The organism is Arthrobacter sp. FW305-BF8, assembly GCF_021789315.1.
GTDB lineage: Bacteria > Actinomycetota > Actinomycetes > Actinomycetales > Micrococcaceae > Arthrobacter.
The window spans coordinates 3029610-3046170 of sequence record NZ_CP084561.1; the positions used below are offsets into that span (position 1 = coordinate 3029610).

General features: G+C 67.3%; 14 protein-coding genes, 2 tRNA genes and 1 pseudogene. 5 read left to right on the forward strand and 12 right to left on the reverse strand.

Annotation, left to right across the window (positions count from 1 at the left end; genetic code table 11):
- Nucleotide 1: 1 nt before the first annotated feature.
- Nucleotides 2–1456: a 3-isopropylmalate dehydratase large subunit gene (leuC, locus tag LFT45_RS13600; RefSeq protein WP_236803812.1), complete on the reverse strand. Its 1455-nt coding sequence runs from the start codon at nucleotides 1454–1456 to the stop codon at nucleotides 2–4.
- Between the two features lie 111 nt (nucleotides 1457–1567).
- Between leuC and LFT45_RS13605 the strand changes: the two genes are divergently transcribed.
- From LFT45_RS13605 to LFT45_RS13620, 4 genes and pseudogenes are all read left to right on the forward strand, one after another.
- Nucleotides 1568–2287 carry an IclR family transcriptional regulator gene (locus LFT45_RS13605; RefSeq protein WP_043420062.1) on the forward strand — a complete coding sequence of 240 codons (720 nt, stop codon included), beginning with the start codon at nucleotides 1568–1570 and terminating at the stop codon, nucleotides 2285–2287.
- 277 nt (nucleotides 2288–2564) lie between these two features.
- On the forward strand, nucleotides 2565–2705 hold the full coding sequence (locus tag LFT45_RS13610) for a hypothetical protein (protein WP_236803814.1): 141 nt from the start codon (nucleotides 2565–2567) through the stop codon (nucleotides 2703–2705).
- A 93-nt stretch (nucleotides 2706–2798) separates the two neighbouring features.
- Nucleotides 2799–4033: pseudogene (locus LFT45_RS13615) on the forward strand (HNH endonuclease).
- Between the two features lie 19 nt (nucleotides 4034–4052).
- Complete coding sequence (locus LFT45_RS13620) at nucleotides 4053–4604, forward strand: DUF1697 domain-containing protein (protein ID WP_236803815.1); 552 nt, start codon at nucleotides 4053–4055, stop codon at nucleotides 4602–4604.
- 6 nt (nucleotides 4605–4610) lie between these two features.
- Here the strand turns inward: LFT45_RS13620 and LFT45_RS13625 are convergent, their stop codons facing one another.
- The 11 genes from LFT45_RS13625 to LFT45_RS13675 form a co-directional block, all read right to left on the reverse strand.
- On the reverse strand, nucleotides 4611–6224 hold the full coding sequence (locus LFT45_RS13625; RefSeq protein ID WP_236803817.1) for a GTPase: 1614 nt from the start codon (nucleotides 6222–6224) through the stop codon (nucleotides 4611–4613).
- Nucleotides 6221–7978 (reverse strand): dynamin family protein, encoded by a 1758-nt coding sequence (locus LFT45_RS13630; protein WP_236803819.1) that lies wholly within the window; start codon nucleotides 7976–7978, stop codon nucleotides 6221–6223. Before LFT45_RS13630 ends, LFT45_RS13625 begins: the two co-directional genes overlap by 4 nt.
- 173 nt (nucleotides 7979–8151) lie before the next feature.
- Nucleotides 8152–8224: transfer RNA gene (locus LFT45_RS13635), tRNA-Glu, on the reverse strand.
- A gap of 130 nt (nucleotides 8225–8354) precedes the next feature.
- A tRNA-Gln gene (locus LFT45_RS13640) sits at nucleotides 8355–8426 on the reverse strand.
- 162 nt (nucleotides 8427–8588) lie between these two features.
- Nucleotides 8589–9341, reverse strand: coding sequence for an HAD family hydrolase (locus tag LFT45_RS13645; RefSeq protein WP_236803822.1), 753 nt, complete (start codon nucleotides 9339–9341; stop codon nucleotides 8589–8591).
- Nucleotides 9341–10852, reverse strand: a complete 1512-nt coding sequence (gltX, locus tag LFT45_RS13650) for a glutamate--tRNA ligase (protein WP_236803824.1) — start codon at nucleotides 10850–10852, stop codon at nucleotides 9341–9343. Before gltX ends, LFT45_RS13645 begins: the two co-directional genes overlap by 1 nt.
- Before the next feature lie 81 nt (nucleotides 10853–10933).
- Complete coding sequence (locus LFT45_RS13655; protein WP_236803826.1) at nucleotides 10934–11710, reverse strand: fumarylacetoacetate hydrolase family protein; 777 nt, start codon at nucleotides 11708–11710, stop codon at nucleotides 10934–10936.
- Nucleotides 11711–11728: 18 nt separating this feature from the next.
- Nucleotides 11729–12535, reverse strand: a complete 807-nt coding sequence (locus LFT45_RS13660; RefSeq protein WP_236803828.1) for an MBL fold metallo-hydrolase — start codon at nucleotides 12533–12535, stop codon at nucleotides 11729–11731.
- Between the two features lie 141 nt (nucleotides 12536–12676).
- Nucleotides 12677–13789, reverse strand: coding sequence for a branched-chain amino acid aminotransferase (locus LFT45_RS13665; protein WP_236803830.1), 1113 nt, complete (start codon nucleotides 13787–13789; stop codon nucleotides 12677–12679).
- Nucleotides 13790–13889: 100 nt separating this feature from the next.
- Complete coding sequence (locus LFT45_RS13670; RefSeq protein WP_236803832.1) at nucleotides 13890–14942, reverse strand: 3-isopropylmalate dehydrogenase; 1053 nt, start codon at nucleotides 14940–14942, stop codon at nucleotides 13890–13892.
- 69 nt (nucleotides 14943–15011) lie between these two features.
- Nucleotides 15012–15803 carry a class F sortase gene (locus LFT45_RS13675; RefSeq protein ID WP_236803833.1) on the reverse strand — a complete coding sequence of 264 codons (792 nt, stop codon included), beginning with the start codon at nucleotides 15801–15803 and terminating at the stop codon, nucleotides 15012–15014.
- A 212-nt stretch (nucleotides 15804–16015) separates the two neighbouring features.
- Here LFT45_RS13675 and LFT45_RS13680 point away from each other — a divergent pair, with 212 nt between their 5' ends.
- The gene (locus tag LFT45_RS13680) at nucleotides 16016–16543 is read left to right on the forward strand and encodes a hypothetical protein (protein WP_236803835.1); all 528 of its coding nucleotides are present in this window, start codon (nucleotides 16016–16018) and stop codon (nucleotides 16541–16543) included.
- Nucleotides 16544–16561 lie beyond the last annotated feature (18 nt).

Sequence of the window (16561 nt, forward strand, 5' to 3'; positions counted from 1 at the left end):
CCTAGGCGGCGTCGGTGGTGAGGGCTGCGGATGCCGGTGCCGGATCGAGGTCCGACGGCGAACTCAGCGTTCCGCGGACGGCCGTGGCGGCTGCAACCACAGGAGAAACAAGGTGCGTGCGGCCTCCCTTGCCCTGCCGGCCCTCGAAGTTGCGGTTGGAGGTGGAGGCGCACCGCTCCCCCGGCTCCAGCTGGTCCGGGTTCATGCCCAGGCACATGGAGCAGCCGGCAAAACGCCACTCGGCGCCGAAGTCCTTGAAGACCTTGTCCAGGCCCTCGGCCTCGGCTTCGAGGCGCACCCGGGCAGAGCCGGGGACCACCAGCATCCGGACTTTCGGGTCCTTCTCGCGGCCGCGGACGATGTCCGCCGCGGCCCGCAGGTCCTCGATGCGGGAGTTGGTGCAGGAGCCCAGGAAGACGGTGTCCACGCGGATGTCCTTCATGGGCGTTCCGGCCGCCAGGCCCATGTACTGCAGGGCGCGTTCCGCGGCGGCCTTGGCGTTCTCGTCGCCGAAGTCCTCCGGGGACGGTACCTTTGCCGACAGCGAGACGCCCTGGCCGGGGTTCGTGCCCCAGGTCACGAACGGCTCAAGGGTGTTGGCGTCCAGGTCAACCTGGACGTCGAAGACGGCGTCGTCGTCCGTGCGCAGCGTGTTCCAGTATTCGACGGCGGCGTCCCACTCGGCGCCCTGCGGCGCGTGCGGGCGCCCGCTCATGTAGGCGTAAGTCGTCTCATCCGGAGCCACCATGCCGGCGCGCGCGCCTGCTTCGATGGACATGTTGCAGATGGTCATCCGCGCGTCCATGGACAGCGCGCGGATGGCCGAGCCACGGTATTCCAGGACATAGCCCTGGCCGCCGCCGGTGCCGATCTTGGCGATGACGGCCAGGATAATGTCCTTGGCGGTCACGCCGGGGCGCAGCGTGCCCTCGACATTGATGGCCATGGTCTTGAAGGGCTTGAGGGACAGCGTCTGGGTGGCCATGACGTGCTCCACCTCGGAGGTGCCGATGCCCATGGCCAGCGCGCCGAACGCGCCGTGGGTGGACGTGTGCGAGTCACCGCACACCACGGTCATGCCGGGCTGGGTCAGTCCAAGCTGCGGACCTACAACGTGCACGATGCCCTGCTCGGCGTCACCGAGGGAGTGCAGGCGGACACCGAACTCCTCGCAGTTGTTGCGGAGGGTCTGGATCTGGGTCCGGCTGGTGAGGTCGGCAATCGGCTTGTCGATGTCCAGCGTCGGGGTGTTGTGGTCCTCGGTGGCGATGGTGAGGTCCGGGCGGCGCAGCTTGCGGCCGGCCAGGCGGAGACCCTCGAAGGCCTGCGGGGAGGTCACCTCATGGACGAGGTGGAGGTCGATGTACAGAAGGTCCGGCTGGGCGTTGGCGCCTTCGCCGTTGCCTTTGCGCACCACGTGCGCATCCCAGACTTTCTCGGCCAATGTTTTGGCCATGGCCATCTCCCTTCGATGCTGTTTGCTGTTAGGTCCACTGAAACAGCAGACCCCTGTAATAAGCCAGTCAAATGATTTGCATCTCAGATAATGAGACGGCAATATCAATACATGGACAATTCTAGTGGAGTCGGCGTCATTGATAAAGCAGCGCAGGTGCTCGACGCGCTTGAGGCCGGGCCCACCACTCTTGCGCAGCTGGTCGCTGCCACCGGACTGGCGCGGCCCACCGTGCACAGGCTCGCGCTGGCACTGGTCCACCACCGCCTCGTCAGCCGGGACATCCAAGGCCGGTTTGTCCTCGGCAGCCGCCTCGTCGAGCTTGCCTCCGCCGCCGGCGAGGACAGGCTGATTGCCTCCGCGGGGCCGGTTCTCATGCAGCTTCGTGACGCCACCGGCGAAAGCGCCCAGATTTTCCGCCGCCAGGGCGACTGGCGGGTCTGCGTCGCCTCCGCCGAACGGCCCATCGGCCTGCGCGACACGATCCCCGTCGGAACCCAGCTGTCCATGAAGGCCGGTTCGGCCGCCCAGGTCCTACTCGCCTGGGAGGACCACGACCGCCTGCTGGAGGGCCTGCAGTCCGCGCGTTTCACGCCCACCGTTCTGGCGGGAGTACGACGGCGGGGCTGGGGCCAGAGCCTTGGCGAGCGGGAGCCCGGGGTCGCCTCCGTCTCGGCACCCGTGCGGGGACCGTCCGGCAGGGTGATCGCCGCCGTCTCCATCTCCGGCCCGATCGAGCGCCTCACCCGGCAGCCCGGCCGGCTGCACGCGGAGGTCGTCTGCAACGCCGCCCGCGTCCTGACCGAAGCGCTCCGCAAGAACAACGACTAGCCCCACGTTCCCCAACTAGGTAGCAGCTCGGGGCGTTCTCAGGGCTGAGAACGCCCCGAGCTGCTACCCAGTTTCGCTCCTGGACGCCGTCCTGAAAAGTTTCCTGATCCTGTCCGGATCTGAGCTCGAGCGGCCTTAATATTCCGCGTACCTGACGCCACTGGTCTCGACGTCGATCCGTACTTCCGATTGCCGTACGACGATGATCTCGACGCCGCGTATCTGGCAGTGCTTCCGAAGGACCCGTTTCCCGAGGCCCTGTTCGCAGACCGTCCTTTTGACGAGGACCTTCCTTTTTGACGACGGACCGTACTCAGACGCCGCTGCCGTGGCCTCTACAACAGCGTCGGGCTGGGTTCTCCCGGCAGCCGATCTCACCGCCGACGGTCCCGGGCTGATTAACCAGATCCGCGGCTAGGAGAACGTCAAGTGCTGGGCGGCCGGGCAACAGGCCAGGCTTTCTGTGACCTACGAGGCCCGGCTCCGCCAGGAATCCACCGACCGACCGCCCCTGGCCGCAGAGGAGCTGGGAAAGGACCCCGAAAAAGACCGGGGCAGGGGCGCGGCGGAGCAGATCGCGCTGGCCCGCGGAGAGTCCCCACACCGCGGAGGCCGGCTGCTCGGCATGGCCAAGGCTCTGGTCAGCGAGATGCCGCACGCCTTGGGGGCCTTGGATACCGGCCAACTGAATGAAGAGCGCGCCATGTTTTTCGTGAAAGAAACAGCCTGTCTGACCGTCGAAGACCGGACTGCCGTCGATGAAGAGTGGGCTGCGGATACGGGGACCTTCACCGGTGTCGGAACCCGCGGCGTCATCGCCGCGGTAAAGGCAGCCGCCGCCCGGAGAGACCCGCCCTCGGTCACTCAACGCGCGAGCCACGCCGCCTCGGAATGGTCCGTGAGCCTGCGCCCGGCACCGGACTGCATGGCCTATTTCACCGCCCTGCTGCCCGCCCACCAAGGTGTCGCCGTGTACACCGCCCTGACCCGGCAAGCCGATGCCGTTCGCTCCGCCGGCGACCCGCGGACGCTGAACCAGATCAAGGCCGACGAGCTCGTCGAATGCACCACCGGCTCCCCCGGCGGGATCACCGGGATAGACCTCAACCTCGTCATGACCGACCGCGCCCTCTTCCAAGCGGACAGTGAACCCGCCCGTCTCACCGGCTACGGCATCGTCCCCGCCACTTGGGCCCGGGAACTCCTCAACCGAGAAGAAGCCCAGGAACGCGCGCCAGAACACCCGCGGACGCAGGGAAGTAACCCTCGCGTTGGCAGCTCAAACGCATCCGACTCCCACGCCGGCCAGAACGATGCGGTGAAGGAACTGGAGATCTGGCTCCCGCGCCTGTACACCGCGCCGGAAACCGGCGACCTGGTAGCCATGGACTCCCGACGCCGACTCTTCCCGCCACCACTGCGCCGCTTCATCCAACTCCGCGACGACACCTGCCGGACCCTCTACTGCGACGCCCGATCCGCCACCTTGACCACATCATCCCCTGGCACGACGACGGCCCAACATCCCTCGCCAATGGTGCCGGGCTCTGCGAAGCGTGCAACCACACGATGGAACTCCCCGGCTGGAAAGCAAAACCGAGGCCCGGGCCACGGCACACCTTCGAAATCACCACCCCAATCGGGCACACCTACCGGTCAATGGCGCCACCGCTGCCGGGAACCCAATTAACGGAGAATGGAGCCCGCGAGGCGCCTCAATCGAAGCAGAGCGGCCCGGCGCCGTAACGGGCAGTAGTCTGGGCGCATGACCAGCTACGCAGTGTTCCTCCGCGGCATTAACGTGGGCGGCATCAACATTAGGATGGCGGACCTCAAGGAAGCCCTGAAGTCGGGACCGTTCACCGGTGTGAAGACGCTGCTGGCCAGCGGCAATGTGGTGCTGGCCAGCGAACTTGAGCCTGCCGCCGTCAAGAAGGAATTCGAGACAGCCCTGCGGAAGGCCTTCGGCTATGACGCCTGGGTGGTGGTGCTGACCTCAGACCGCGTGTCGGACCTCGTTGCGGCCTGCCGCTATCCGGCAGACGACAAAAGCACGCACACCTATCTCACGCTGGCCTCCGACGCGGCCGCACTGGACGAGCTGTTCACCGCGGGGGAAGCATTGGATGGCGCCGAGCAGGAGCGGCTGGGTCCCGAGGCCATGGCCTGGCTGGCGCCCGCTGGCGGCACGCTCGAAAGCCCGTTCAGCAAACTTTCGGCCAAGCCGAAGTACAAGGCCTCCACCACCACCCGAAACCTCCGCACCATGATCAAGGTCCGGGACGCTGCGGCAGCCCTGCAGACGGCAGCCGGCTGAGTAGAACTAGCCGGCTGCGGCCCGCAGCGCCGCGTTGAATGCCTCCAGCCGACGGACCTCCGCCTCCACGGGTTCCACCACAAGCCGGCCAGCCACCTCTGCCACGGCGGCGTTGAGCCGCTTCCTGGCCCTCGCGCCGCGGCGGCGGGCGACCCCGGCAGAGATGAATCTGGCCGTCACGGCAAGCAGGATCCCCAGTGCAGCTCCGCCGCCAATCAGCAGGGTGGGGACCGGCCAGCCTTCTACCCTGGGCACCTCCGGAACAGGCAGCTGCAGGTAGCCTAGCCCCGCCAGTACACCCAGCCAGCCCAGCCCCGCCACGGCCGCGACCAGCGCGAGCCACTGAATCACGTTAAACGCCCCCCACCACCAGGACTTCCGTCCCGCAGCGAGGTCAGCGCCGGCGATCGCCTGGTCAAGGGCATCAGGCAGCCGGTCCCTTCCCGCCCGGGCCGCCGCGCGGATGGACGCCCGCCAGGGGCCAGGGGCACCGTCACTGGCGGCGTCAGCAAACTCGCGGACCGCAGCATCGGTCCGCGCGCGCTCGGGAGCCCCGGCGGACGGCAGTGATGTCCGGTTTACCTCCGCGCTAGCGTTGCGGCGCAGGTTGAGCCGGCGGAGGGGGTCAGACCTGAAACGCACAAGCCACCGCGTCACCGGCCAGCCCGTGCGCCGGGTGGACTCTATCCGGTAGGACGCGGACACTGCAGCGGCCACCAGGGGTACGTTGGCCGCCGTCGCCAGTTCGTCACCAAGCCGCGCGACGGTCCCGCCCCTCACGCCCGCGGCGTCGCCGCGGCCCGCTGCTTCCTCCAGCTGCGCCGCCGCCTTGGTCACATCCGCGGAAAGCCGCAGCGACAGCGCTTCCCGCTGCGATACCACGCGGCGGATGGCGGCTCTGACGCCGTCTACACCCACTCCGGTCAGCGCGGAGGCCGCCAGGACCTGGACCTTGCCCAGCCCGTCGCGCGCCAAGAGTCCCCGCAGCGACTCGAGCACGGGCGCGACATCCCCCGCCGGAAGCCTGTCCACCTGGTTGAGGACCACCAGCGTTACGGCGCCGTGTGACGCCAGCGGCGCCAGGAAGCCGTTGTGGACGGCGTCGTCGGCGTACTTCTGCGGGTCCAGCACCCAGACCAGGACATCCACCATCCCCACCAGGCGCTGCACAATCTCCCGGTTCGCGGTGCGCGTCGAGTCGAAGTCGGGCAAGTCCAGCAGAATCAGCCCGGCGTCCTCGTCGGCGAACCCGTCCACGGCATCTGCATGGTGGCGGGCCCGGACATCAAGCCAGTCCAGCAGCGGCTCACTGCCGTCCGCGCCCCACACACTTGCCAAAGGTTCGGACGTCGTGGGCCGCCGCGCCGCCGCCGTCGCGATTTCAGCGCCGTTCACGGCGTTGAACAGGGTGGATTTTCCACTTCCGGTCGCCCCGAAGAAGCCCACCACCGTATGGTCGGCGGAAAGCGCCCGCCGCGACCTGGCACGTTCCAGCACCCCGACGACGTCCTCCAGGGCGGCGCCGGGAAGCACGCCTTCGGCCAGCTCCCGGGCCCTGCCCAAAGCCTCCAGGCGGCCCTGCAGCCGCGTCTCTTCCTTGGCCCTCCCCCGGCGGTTCACGTGGCATCCGCCAACCGTGTGAGCGCCCGTGCGTGTTCGGCGAGCCCCACGGCGGCCTGCCCGGCTTCCGGGGCAAGCCGGTCCAGGAAGCGCTGCTGCTCAGCCGCCAGCAGGGTTCGGCACCTGCTGCTCAAATCGTCACGGGCGGTACGTGCAAGCCTTCGGACGGCGTCCTCACCGAAGACGGCTTCGAGCAGTTTCTGACCCACGACGGCGGTACCTCCGGCGACGCCGATCTCAAGGCCGGTCAGCCCGGCAGTCATGGAGAACACCACGATCATCAGGGCCGCACCGAGGCCGTTGATACCGAAAGAGAGCCAGCGCGCCTGGGTCCGCTTGTCCTGCCCTTCGGTCCTGATAAGTTCCATGAGGCCGGCCTGCCAGTCGCGTATTTCCGCAGCCACGAGGTCCGCAAAGCCGGGGCTCGTGCCCGAGAGGTCGTCCGTACCTAGAAGCTGCCGGCCTGCGGGATCCGAGCGCCAGCGCTGGTCTGCGTCCTCCGCCGCCTTGGCGGCCTCATCCACTATGACCGCGTGGAGCCCCGTTTCAATGGCGGTTTCCACTTTCACTGCGGGCGCGGGCTCGCCGCGGAAGAACGCCCCAAGCCGATGGCGGAACCGTCCCACGTTCTGCTCCAGGCTGCGGAAAAACTCACCCGTTCCCACAAAGTCCTGCCAGCGGGCCAAGACCTCGCCGCGCAGGAGCGCCCCGTCCTTGGTGGCGTCGATGATCCGGGTTCCGGCGTTCTGGTAGGCCGCCCGTACGTCGTCGCCCAGCAGCGTGGCCGCGCGGCCCTGTTCCGTGGCCGCGTCGGCGATGCGGCCGACGCGTTGGCCGAGCTCGCGGACGGCACCATGCAGCGTCCGCCGTGCGATGTCAGCGCGGGCTGCGGCGTCGTCGGCAAGGCCGCGGAGCCAGGCTTTCAGGGGCTGCACGGTTTCCGGCGGCAGCATGCCGGAGCTGCCGAGGGCGACTTCCGGGATGACGAACAGACGGGCGGCACCAAGGCCTTCCCGCGCCAGCATGCTGCGCAGGTCCTCGCTCACTTCGGCTTCCGCCGCGGGCGGCACGCGGTCGAGGACCACCGCCACCATGATGTCCCTCGACGCCGCGTTCAGCAGCAGCTTCCACGGAACCGCGTCAGCGTAGCGGTTGGCGGTGGTCACGAAGATCCACAGGTCGGCTGCCGCCAGCAGCTGCCCGGCGAGCCTGCGGTTCTCGTCGGAGACGGAGTCCACGTCCGGAGCATCGAGCAGTGCGATGCCCTCGGGCACGGCAGCCTCTCCCACGAGGACCAATGACGTGACGGGCGCGGTGTCCGTTGCCGGTCCGGCAGGGCCGGCTGGTGCAGCAGTGGCGGCAGGCGTCGCGGCGGCCGGGATCACGGTTCCGCGGATCCGGCTGAGGCCGGGCAGGACCCGCTGGTCCTCGAACCAGTCGGCTTCCGAGGGATGGTGCAGGAGGATGGGCTGGCGGGTGGTGGGCCGGATGGCGCCGGCCCGTGTGACCGGATGGCCCACGAGCGCGTTCACGAGTGTCGACTTGCCGGCTCCGGTCGAACCGCCGACGACGGCCAGCAGCGGAGCGTCAAGGCTGCGGTAGCGGGGCAGGACGTAGTCATCGAGCTGGGCCACGGAGTTCCGGATCTCCAGCCGCGCCTGTTCGGCCGTCGGCAGGGCCAGCGGCAACGAGACGGCTGCCAGATCGCGGCGGACGTCCTCCAGGAGCCGCACGCCGGCAGGCTGCGTTTCCATGTCCTGGCCTTGGGCTGGCGGGATCCGGTCGGAGGTCACAGCCTCATCATGCCAGTTCAGCCCGGGTTTAGGTCGGACCCGCGCACAGCGGCCGCTAAACACCCAGGCGGGCCCACGGAATTTTCCGGCAAAACAAAACCGGCCCCGGGCTGTTGCCCGGAGCCGGTTACTTGTGACCCCAGCGGGATTCGAACCCGCGTTACCGCCGTGAGAGGGCGGCGTACTAGGCCGCTATACGATGGGGCCGTGTACTTTCCGATCAGCGTCTCCGCCGATCAAGCCAAGTTAGTGTTTCACACATTTGGCTTCGTTCCAAATCGATGATTTTCGATTCGCAACACCTGAAATTCTGCGGAAAATCCGAAGAAATTCAGAGCTGGGATACCAGGACTCGAACCTAGAATGACGGTACCAGAAACCGTAGTGTTGCCAATTACACCATATCCCATTGGCACTTTCGGGCCGGTCGAAAGTCTTTATCTTTCGCTCCGTGCCCCTCAGCACGAGTAATTACTCTACCCGAGAGTTTTGCCCCGCACAAATCGGCGGGCCGTTACCTGCGCCACACTTTGAATAGTCCGCAATGGGCGCAGGCGACGGACCGGGCAGACTAGCTGGACCCGGCCGGCAGAGCCAGCAGTTCCAGCAGCGAGGCAATCTCTTGCCCCTGGAAACCCGGAGCCTGTTCCCCGCTGCGGTTCAGCCAGATGCCCAGCAGTCCTGCCGCCGTCGAGCCCTCTGCGTCCAGGAGCCGGTTGTCCCCGATGTAGAGCGTGGTGGCGGGTGTGCTGCCGATCAGCCGGACGCCCTCGAGGTAGATGGCAGGGTCCGGCTTGGGGACGCCGACGGTATCGGTGCCCACGAGGAACCGGATGCGTTCCAGGCCGGCGCTGTCCAGCTTCACCCGCTGGTAGTCGTGCACGTTGTTACTCACGGCCCCGTACGGGATGCCGGCATGGTCCAGGGCGTTGAGGAACGGCAGGACGTCCTCGTAGGCCCGAACGTAGCTGGGCTGCAGCCGCGAGTAGGTGCTGAGCCAGTTGTGCGACTCCTCCCCCTCGCCCATTTCGACGCCGAAGTGGCCCAGGGCGGCGCGGCCCCGGAGCAGTCGCTGCTCATTGAAGGTCAGCTCACCGGCGAGGTAGCGGTCGTAGTAGTGGGTGGTCTCGTGGGTGAAGATCCGCCCCACCTTCTCCCACCCGGCCTCGTCCAGGCCGGGAAGGAGGTGTTCGCTGGCGTCCCGCAGCGCCGTGGTCATGGCGTAGGCAAGGTCCACAAGGGTGTCGTCAATGTCGAACAGGACACCGCTGACCGCCCCGAGGCTGCGGGACAGGACGGTGGTTTCCACTGCAGGCTGTGACATCAGCCGCGGAAAGCCCGCAGGCGGGCCAGGGACGATTCCTTGCCCAGGATGACCATGGACTCGAACAGCGGCGGCGAGATCCGGCGGCCGGAGATGGCGGTGCGTACGGGGCCGAACGCGAGCCGGGGCTTGATGCCCAGGTCCTCCACCAGCGCCTGCTTCAGCGCGGACTGGATGTTTTCAGCATTCCAGTCGCCGATCGGCTCGAGCGCGGCCAGCGCCGCGTCAAGAACCTCGGTGACGTTCTCCGGCAGGCCCTTGCGGGCGTCGGCGGCGACGTCGATCGCGTCGTCGGATTTGAACAGGAACGCCAGCATCTCCGGGGCTTCGCCGAGGAGGGTGATTCGCTCCTGGACCAGAGGTGCGGACTCCGTCAGGATTTCCTCCTGGCGGTCGGTGAGGGTCTCCCCCACCAGGCCGGCGTGACGGAGGTACGGGACCAGCCGCTCGCGGAACACCGCAGGGTCCAGCAGCCTGACGTGTGTTCCGTTGATCGCTTCGGCCTTCTTGAGGTCGAAGCGGGCCGGGTTGGCCAGAACATCGTGGATGTCGAAGTTCTTCACCAGCTCTTCCACCGTGAAGATATCCTCGTCGGCGCTCAGGGACCAGCCGAGCAGGGACAGGTAGTTCAGCAGCCCCTCGGGGATGAAGCCGCGCTCCCTGTGCAGGAAGAGGCTTGATTCCGGGTCACGCTTGGAAAGCTTCTTGTTGCCCTGGCCCATGACGTAGGGCAGGTGACCGAACTCGGGCATGTATTCCGCGACGCCCACCGCATACAGCGCCCGGTACAGGGCGATCTGGCGCGGCGTGGAGCTGAGCAGGTCCTCGCCGCGGAGAACGTGCGTGATCCCCATGAGGGCGTCGTCCACCGGGTTGACCAGCGTGTACAGCGGTGCACCGTTGGCGCGCACCACGGCGAAGTCGGGGACAGAGCCCGCCTTGAAGGTGATCTCGCCACGGACCAGGTCGGTGAACGTGATGTCCTCGTCCGGCATCCGCAGGCGCAGCACGGCTTCCCGGCCCTCGGCCTTGAACGCCGCGACCTGTTCGTCGCTGAGGTCACGGTCAAAGCCGTCGTAGCCCAGTTTCGGGTCCTGACCGGCGGCGCGGTGGCGCGCTTCGATCTCATCCGGCGTCGAGTAGGACTCGTAGATATGGCCGCCCGCCCTGAGTTTGGCGATGACGTCCTGGTACAGCTCGCTCCGCTGCGACTGGCGGTACGGCGTGTGGGGCCCGCCCACCTCGACGCCCTCGTCCCAGTCGATGCCGAGCCACTTCAGGGCATCCAGCAGCTGGTGGTAGCTTTCCTCACTGTCGCGCGCCGAGTCCGTGTCCTCGATGCGGAAGATCATCTTGCCGCCGGTGTGGCGGGCGTAGGCCCAGTTGAACAGCGCCGTGCGGATCAGCCCGACGTGCGGGGTGCCCGTGGGTGACGGGCAGAAGCGGACGCGGACGGGCGTTTCGGCGGTGACGGCAGGAATGGCAGCAGGAGCGGCGGAGGGGGTAGTCATAGTGATACCAACTTTACCAACCGGGCACCGCTGCCCCGTCCCCGGCTGCGCTGCCCGCAGGCAGCGCCGCCGGGTGCGCAGCTAGCGGCGGACGACGGGGTTCGACAGACGGCCTATGCCCTCGATCTCCACTTCGTACCGGTCGCCGGCCTGGACGAGGCCCACGCCTGCCGGGGTGCCGGTCATGATGACATCCCCGGGCAGCAGGGTGAACGCGCTGGAGACGATGGACACCAGCTCGCGGACGCCGCGGATCATCTGGGTGGTGCTGCCGTCCTGGCGGAGTTCGCCGTTGAGCCGGCCCTTGATGGACAGGTCCTCGGGATCAAGTTCGGTTTCGATCCACGGTCCAAGCGGCGCGGACGTATCGAAGCCCTTGGCCCGCGCCCATTGCAGGTCTGTTTTTTGGATGTCGCGGGCGGTGAGGTCGTTGCCGCAGGTGTACCCGAAGATGACATCGTCGGCACGTTCTTCGGGGACGTCCTTGCAGATGCGGCCGATGACGACGCACAGCTCCGCCTCGAAGGAAACCTCCTCGGAGAACTCCGGCAGGACAACGGGATCGTTCGGGCCCACTACGGAGGTGTTGGGCTTCAGGAACAGCAGCGGCTGCTGGGGCACCTCATTGCCGAGTTCGTGGGCGTGCTCCACAAAGTTCCGTCCGACGCCGATCACCTTGCTGCGCGGAATGATGGGGGCCAGCAGGCGGACATCCTCCAGCTTGTGCCGCACGGAGGTGCGTTCAACGCCGTTGAAGAACGGGTCGCCGTTGATAACAGTGATTTCCTCACTGCCGGGCTGGCCTTCAACAACGCCGTAAAGGGGATCAGAATCGACTACAAACCGGGCAATACGCATGGCCCCAAGCCTACAGTCTCAGTCCCTCTCCCTCAGGAGGCGCAGGTATTCCAGCTGTGCCGCCACGGAATTCTCGGCGGCGCGCCGGACGGAGGGGTCGACGTCGGCATAGACAACGGTGGTCACGTCACCTACGGCGGCATCCGGGCCGAGGCCGGCGAGGGCAGTCCGGATCTGGGCCAGCCGGTCCAGCCGGTGGTCCCGGTAGGCGCGGACCACCGCGTCGAGTGCGGGCAGGACGGGGCCGTGGGCAGGCAGGACGGTGGCCGGCCCCAAGCGCTCCAGTTGGTCGAGGGAAGCGAGGTAGTCCGCCAGTGTGCCGTCCGGATGGTCCAGCACTGTGGTCCCCCGGCCCAGGATGGTGTCGCCGGTCAGCACGGAGCCGGCAGGCCCGTCAAGGGGCAGGTGGAAGCAGACGGAGTCGGACGTGTGCCCCGGCGTGGCAACCACCCGGATCTCAGTCCCGCCGGCAGCGATCGTTTCCCCGGACTGCAGCACGGCTCCCCCATGGCAATGCGCGGCAGCAGCGGCCCGGACGGGCGCGCCGGTGATTTCGGCGAGACGGGCCGAACCGGCGGTGTGGTCCGCGTGCCGGTGCGTGACCAGGATGAGCTCCACGGGTCCGGCCGCAGCCAGCGCCTGAAGGTGGGCCTCATCAAGCGGACCCGGATCAACCACCACTGTTGCCGCGTGACCCGGCTCCCCGACGATGTAGGAGTTGGTCCCCTCCAGGCTCATGGGCCCCGGATTGGGCGCGAGGCGGAAACGCGTCAGCGGGCTGCTGCCGGTGAAGGCGCTGGTGGTGTCCTGGTTCACGTGTTTCATTGTGTCATCCCGGAAAAGCGACCGGCAGCAGCACAACGACAGGAGCAAAAAGACAGCAGAACGACGACGGGCGGCCGGTGAGCTGCCGAAACAGCCCAGCCGGCCACCCGCCGTCGTTCTAAAAAGAGTCAGCCGAAACGGCTAGGCGAGCCGGGTCAGCCAGCCGTGGGTGTCCTCCACGGCGCCCGTCTGGATGCCAAGCAGCTGGGCGCGGATGGCCATGGTGGTCTCCCCGGCCTTGGCGTCCTCGGAGCCGATGTACTCCGTGGCGTCCTTGAGGACGCCGATGGGCGTGATCACAGCGGCGGTGCCGCAGGCGAAGACCTCGGCGATGTCGCCGGAGGCAACGCCGTCGCGCCACTCATCCAGGGTGATCTTCCGCTCGGTCACCTCGCGGCCCATGTCCTTGGCGACCTGCATGATCGAGGACCGGGTCACGCCCTCGAGGATGGTGCCGCTCAGCGCGGGCGTCACCAGCGAGCCGTCCTTCATGACGAAGAAGACGTTCATTCCGCCCAGTTCCTCAACGGCGTTGTCGTTGAACTGGTCCAGGAACAGCACCTGCTTGCAGCCGTTCGCTTCGGCCTCCTGCTGCGCGATGAGCGACGCGGCGTAGTTGCCGCCGCACTTCGCAGCGCCCGTGCCGCCGCGGCCTGCCCGCGCGTACTCGCGAGAAATCCAGATCGAAATCGGCTTGAGCTCGCCGCCGAAGTAGTTCCCGGCCGGCGAGGCAATGACGCGGAACGACACCTCACGCGCTGCCCGCACGCCCAGGAATGCCTCGGTAGCGATCATGAACGGGCGCAGGTACAGGGCCTCGCCGTCACCGGAAGGAACCCATTCCTTGTCCGCCGCCACAAGCTCGCGGATGGCGCCCAGGAAGTATTCGGCCGGAATCTCCGGAAGCGCCAACCGGCGGGCGGACTTGTTCATCCGGGCGGCGTTGGCCTCGGGCCGAAAGCTCCAGATGGAGCCGTCCGCGTGACGGTATGCCTTCAGTCCCTCGAAGATTTCCTGCCCGTAGTGCAGCACAGCGGCCGACGGGTCCAGCATGATCGGCCCGTAGGCCTCGATCCGAGCATCATGCCATCCGCCCTGGCCGCTGGCGTCGACCGTGTAGTCAACAATCGCAGTGTGGTCGGTGAAGTGGTCGCCAAAGCCTGGGTTCGCCAGGATGGCTGCACGCTCCTCAGCAGACTTCGGGGTGGCCGAAGGCTGCTGGGTGAATTCGACGCCATGGGCAGTCTGAGTCATGGTTCCTCCACGGTCGGCTGCCTGGCATCTGAACGTGGTTCAGCATCGGACCACGGCAGCGATTGGTAATTCAGGTCAAGCTTACGCCTGCTGGCGGAGGCTAAACGGCCGCCGCAATGGCGTCACCGATGGCGCTTGTGCTGCGCACTTCGCCGTTGCGGCTTTCGACGTCGGCCACCACCGCGGACTCAATCTTCCGGGCCGCATCGGGGTAGCCCAAGTGCTCCAGGAGGAGGGCCGCGGACAGGATCGCAGCGGTGGGGTCCGCCTTCTGCTGGCCGGCAATGTCGGGCGCGGAACCGTGGACCGGTTCGAACATGGACGGTGCCGTGCGGTCCATGTTGATGTTGCCCGAGGCGGCCAGTCCGATTCCGCCGGTGATAGCGGCAGCAAGGTCGGTAATGATGTCGCCGAAGAGGTTGTCGGTGACGATGACGTCGAAGCGGGCGGGATCGGTGACCATGAAGATGGTCGCGGCATCGATGTGCAGGTAGTCGTGGGTGACCTCGGGGAATTCCTTGGCCACGGCCTCGACGGTGCGCTTCCACAGGTGGCCGGCAAAGACCAGCACGTTGTGCTTGTGGACCAGGGTCAGCTTCTTGCGCGGGCGCTCGTTGGCGCGCCGGAACGCGTCCCGGACCACGCGCTCCACGCCGTGGGCAGTGTTCAGGGAAACCTCGGTGGCCACCTCGTGTGGTGTGCCGCCGCGCAGGGTGCCGCCGTTGCCCACGTAAGGACCCTCGGTTCCTTCACGGACAACAATGAAATCGATGTTGCCCGGTTCAGCCAGCGGGCTGCCCACCGTGCCGTAGAGCCGCGAGGGGCGCAGGTTGACGTAGTGGTCAAGGCTGAAGCGCAGCTTGAGGAGCAGTTCGCGTTCAATCAGTCCGGACGGGATGCGGGTGTCCCCCGGCGCTGCGCCGATGGCACCGAAGAGGATGGCATCCCGCGACTTCAGGTCCTCGAGGACAGCCTCCGGAAGGGTCTCGCCGGTCTCAAGCCAGTGCTGGGCACCGAGCTTGTAGTGGGTCTGGTCGAGGGTGACGCCCTCGGCGGCCACCACCTTTTCGAGAACCTTCAGGGCTTCGGCGGTGACCTCCGGGCCAATGCCGTCGCCCGGGATGACAGCGAGATTGATGGTAGATGCGCTCATCTTTTCAGGGTAGCCAAGCCATCCACATTCTGGTCAAGCCGTCTCAGCATCCGAACAGCGGTCCCGCGCTCACGCTCCTGCTGGTGACGCCACCACAGCCACGTTCCTGCCCCAAAGGTCCTCCGTATAGCAACTGATCAGGACCAGGCGGTTGGGGACGACGTCCCAGATCGGGCTGTCCTTCAGGGTTGACTTGGTGTAGGTGGTCACTGAGTCAACCCTGTACTTGAGTTGCCCTGCCGCCGTGTGCACGGTGAACACGTCTCCGCGCCCGGCGCGCGTGCTGAGCCGGTTGAATGGAGCGTCAAGGCCTTCCCAGCTGTGGCCGACGACGTAGGTGGTGTTCCGGGAACCGGAACCGGGCATCCCGTACGGGGTGAGCCAATAGCCGTCCAGGGTCACCGGAGGGACGATTGACTGCGATTGCACGTCGCTGCTGCTGGGTTTCAACGGGTGCACCGGGACGTCCATCCCAATGTCCGGATAGACAATGCGTTGTGGAGCAGATCCGGGACGGCCCGCCACCCCTGCTGTGGATGCCTTGCCCGCCGCAGCCGTGGACTGGGCGGCCGGACTGGCGTTGCCCGCAAGGCTGAGTGCCGGCGGCTCGGCCGACACCGCGGGCGGTGCCGCCGCTGCGTGCAAGGCGGGAACCTGACCGGCCGGCGGGTGCGCCGTTGTGCCGGCGTACAGCAGCCACGATCCCAACAGCCCCACAAGACAAAACGTCAGCACTGCCAGCTCTACGCGGCCATATGCCAGCATGCGCCTGCCAACCCAAATCCGGAGACGGCTGCGGCGCCGCCGGGCGGGTTCCACTCCGGGCAGGCGTTCTTCCCGCTGCCGGCGATGGGTTGCCATGAAACTCCTCGGGCTAAGAGGCGCTGTTCCTGTGGTGAAGGACCGGTCCTCGGGGTGGTCCTGTGCGGGTGCCCGTGGGCTCAAGGCACCCGCACGACTGCTTGTTATGCCTTATGTTTCCTGGCACGGACCCCGCTCTTGACTAGCACACCGCCTGAAAGCGCGGCAAACAGTCCCGTCACCGCAGCCAGCCAGGCCGGAATGCCGGCGTCATGTTCGGAGCCCGCGGCGGCGGCGGTCTGCACGTTGAAGCCGGCGTTGGGCGCGGGCGGGACAACAGCAGCCACCGCGGGAGCCGGCTGCGCCGGGGCGGCCACGACAGGCTTGACCGCCTGCGGCTTCACCACAGGTTTGACGACAGGCGTAACTGCTGGCGGCTTCACCACAGGCTGCTGCTCAACCGGCGGCTGCTCAGCAGGTGGCTGCTCGACCGGCGGCTGCTCGACCGGCGGCTGCTCAGCAGGTGGCTGCTCGACCGGCGGCTGCTCAACGGGCGGTTCCTCGTACGGGGGTCCCTCGGACGGGGGTTCCTCGTACGGCGGCTCTTCGTACGGCGGCTCCTCGTAGCCTCCGCCCGGTCCCTCATTGCCGCCCGGCCCTTGGTTGTCGCCCGGTCCCTGATTGTCGTCCGGTCCTTCATTGCCGCAGTCGTCGTCGCTACCGCCCGAGGAGCGCTGGATACTGACAGTCAGCGCGGAGAAGTCGTCATCGGAGCCGAACACCTGGCAGTTCTGGCCTGAACCCCCGCTGTCATCGCC